Origin of the sequence: Intrasporangium sp. (genome assembly GCF_032907665.1) — a bacterium.
GTDB lineage: Bacteria > Actinomycetota > Actinomycetes > Actinomycetales > Dermatophilaceae > Intrasporangium.
In genome coordinates, this window is the sequence record NZ_JAJJPG010000235.1 from 1 (window position 1) to 3,098 (window position 3,098).

General features: G+C 67.9%; 3 protein-coding genes. All 3 read right to left on the reverse strand.

Features of this window, described 5'->3' with window-relative positions; translation table 11 throughout:
• On the reverse strand, positions 1-386 hold a 386-nt coding region (locus LOY02_RS18755; protein WP_317183883.1), incomplete at its 3' end, for an NAD(P)/FAD-dependent oxidoreductase.
• Between the two features lie 34 nt (positions 387-420).
• Positions 421-2,061: a hypothetical protein gene (locus tag LOY02_RS18760; protein WP_317183884.1), complete on the reverse strand. Its 1,641-nt coding sequence runs from the start codon at positions 2,059-2,061 to the stop codon at positions 421-423.
• A 191-nt stretch (positions 2,062-2,252) separates the two neighbouring features.
• Positions 2,253-3,098: F0F1 ATP synthase subunit beta (gene atpD / locus LOY02_RS18765; RefSeq protein ID WP_317183885.1), on the reverse strand; the 846-nt coding region annotated here is incomplete at its 5' end.

Here is a 3,098-nt window from a genome sequence, read left to right on the forward strand (position 1 = left end):
GCGTGCCGAGCGAACTGGTCGTTGCCGAAGTACGACTGCCCCGCTCCCGCGGCGACGACGAGGGAGTCATACGGGGTGACGGTGACTCGCCCGACCGACTCGTGGGTGACCGTGCGGGCGGTGACGTCGACCTCGGTCACCTCGCCGAGGAGCACCTTGGCGTTGCGCTGGCGGGCGAGCACCTCACGCGTCGACGGCGCGATCTCCCCCTCCGACAGGATGCCGGTGGCGACTTGGTAGAGGAGCGGCTGGAAGAGGTGGTGCGTCGTTCTCGCAATGAGCGTGATGTCGACCTCGGCGCGCCGCAGCCGTTGGGTCGCGAAGAGGCCACCGAAGCCCGATCCGATGACGACGACGCGGTGACGACCTGAAGGGCTACCCCACATGCCGCCACTGTACGGCGGCGGTTCGACTCCGGTGCTACCACACCAGGTCCGCGCGGCGCAGGAGCGTCAGGTTGCCGGCTTGCCCGGCAAAGACGTAGCGGTCGTGGATCCACCGGAGCAGCGGGTCGCTGGAGAGCAGTCCAGGCGACGGCGGCCAGGACCGAGTAGAGATCAAGATGCAGTGGGGCTTCGCATCACGGGCGGTGAGCCAGTCGACGACCACCTGGTTGGCATGCTCGAACCGGACGAGCCAGATGATCGGCGAGAGGATGCGGGCTTCCCCGAGCAGGTGGGCGGTGGGCTGCTCGTAGGTGAGGGCGGTTCGTCCGCACCTCTGCGCGAGACGTGTCGTCTCCGCGAGGCTCCGCACCTGTTCCTGCCCGTTCCACAGGCCAGCGTTGATGCCGAACGTGACCCGCGTCCGCAGCTCGGCAAGTGGGGGCGAGCGGAAGGAGGTCAGGGTGTGTGACACGAGGAGCTGCAGCACGATGATGGCGACCGGGACGACGACGGGCCACCGACGATCGGGGCCAACAGACCGCGCAAAGCCCGCGCGCAGATCGCGAACCAGCACAGTGGTGACGGCGACCAGTCCCGGCGCGAGGACTGAAGCCGTGGAGCCCCAGGCAGGAGACGCGGACGTCAGTGCCCAGATCACGGGAATGCCGACCAACGTGGGTGGCAGCCCGAGGACGAGCACCTGACGCAAGAGGCGGTCTCCCGAACGCATCGCGACGATTGCCGCCGGCAGCGCCAGGATGAGAACGAGTACCGTTGCGGTGAAGCCGCTCGTCCAGGAAGCCGTGACAATGCTCCGACTGGTCAGCCCGCCGCGCAGCATCGCCATCGCGAGGAGGAGGCCGGTGACGCCGAGCAGTACAGCCCGGGTCCACGCCACCCAGGGCCGACCAGGTCGCGCTGTCGGCAGCAAAGCCGCTACCACCACGGCCGCCGCAGAGGGGACGAGCACGCCGGACCACTGGCGGTAGGCCTCCAAGGCATGCCGCACTCGGGATCCCCGAGACGGGCGCAGGGACTGGTAGTCCGTCGTGAAGTCGATCGTCGAGCGGAGCGCGTCAAGACCGCCCCAGAGCGTCATCAGGGCGACGAGCACGACTGCCGCCGCTCCCACCGCACCGCCCAGCACGAAAAGGGACAGCCTGCGTCGACCGAGCAGCACGATCGCGAGGACGCCGACGAGCAGACCTGTCGGCGCGGTGACCGGGTGGGCAGCAGCACTGAGCGCCAGAGCGGCCCCGCCGACCCATGCCCATACGACGGCGTCCCGGGTCAACGCCGCGAGGAGCGAGCACGTGGCGAGCATCAGGAGGAGCGCTGGCGTCGTGTTGTAGCTGACGAGAGGCAAGTTGTAGGCGGCCGGGATGACGGCGATCGCGATGACGACCGCGGATGTCCACCTTCCGACCAACGGGGAGATCGCCCGCCAGGAGACATGCGCCACGAGAAGGCTGAGCAGGACGAAGTAGACCCGCGAGGCGAGGATGATCCCATCCGTCCCCACGGTGTGGGTCCACACCCAGACGAAGGGCACGGCGGGCCAAGCACCCATGACCTGAAGGTTCATCTCATCGATGAACGGGCGGTCACCGTCAGCGAGGCGCACGGCCAGACCGACGGCGTGTGGACCGTCGCCGTAGTCGAACCCGAGCTGCACTCGGATCAGGGCCCAGAGCAGGAGCAGCGAGGTGAACAGGACGAGTGCACCGGGCTTCCGCCGCCGCGAACTGGGCCGATCCTGCTGGGATGCGTTCAGGCCGGCACCCTCGTGGGTGCCGGCCTGAACGACGCGCTCACTGATGGTGTTCCTCTTCTCAGCCGCTCATCTCGATCGAGCCGATGGACACATCAGAGGTTCTTCTGGATCTCCGCCCACTGTCGCTCGACGTCGTCCAGTCCACCACACATGAAGAAGGCCTGCTCGGCGACGTGGTCGTACTCGCCGTCGGCGATCTTCGTGAAGGCCTCGATCGTGTCGGCGAGCGGGACGGTCGAGCCCTCGATGCCGGTGAACTGCTTCGCGACGTAGGTGTTCTGCGACAGGAAGCGCTGGATGCGGCGAGCGCGGTTGACGAGGATCTTGTCCTCTTCGGAGAGCTCGTCGATACCGAGGATCGCGATGATGTCCTGCAGCTCCTTGTTGCGCTGGAGGATCGACCGGATCCGGACCGCGGTGCTGTAGTGCTCCTGGGAGACGTAGCGCGGGTCGAGGATCCGCGACGTCGAGGTCAGCGGGTCCACGGCGGGGTAGATGCCCATCGACGCGATGTCACGCGAGAGCTCGGTGGTCGCGTCGAGGTGCGCGAACGTCGTGGCCGGGGCCGGGTCGGTGTAGTCGTCGGCCGGCACGTAGATCGCCTGCATCGAGGTGATCGAGTGACCACGCGTCGAGGTGATCCGCTCCTGGAGCGTGCCCATCTCGTCGGCGAGGGTGGGCTGGTAACCCACGGCGGACGGCATCCGGCCGAGGAGGGTCGAGACCTCGGAGCCGGCCTGCGTGAAGCGGAAGATGTTGTCGATGAACAGCAGCACGTCCTGCTTCTGGACGTCGCGGAAGTACTCTGCCATCGTCAGGGCCGACAGGGCCACCCGGAGACGCGTGCCCGGCGGCTCGTCCATCTGGCCGAAGACGAGGGCGGTCTGCCCGAGGACGCCGGCCTCCTCCATCTCGACCATGAGGTCGTTGCCCTCACG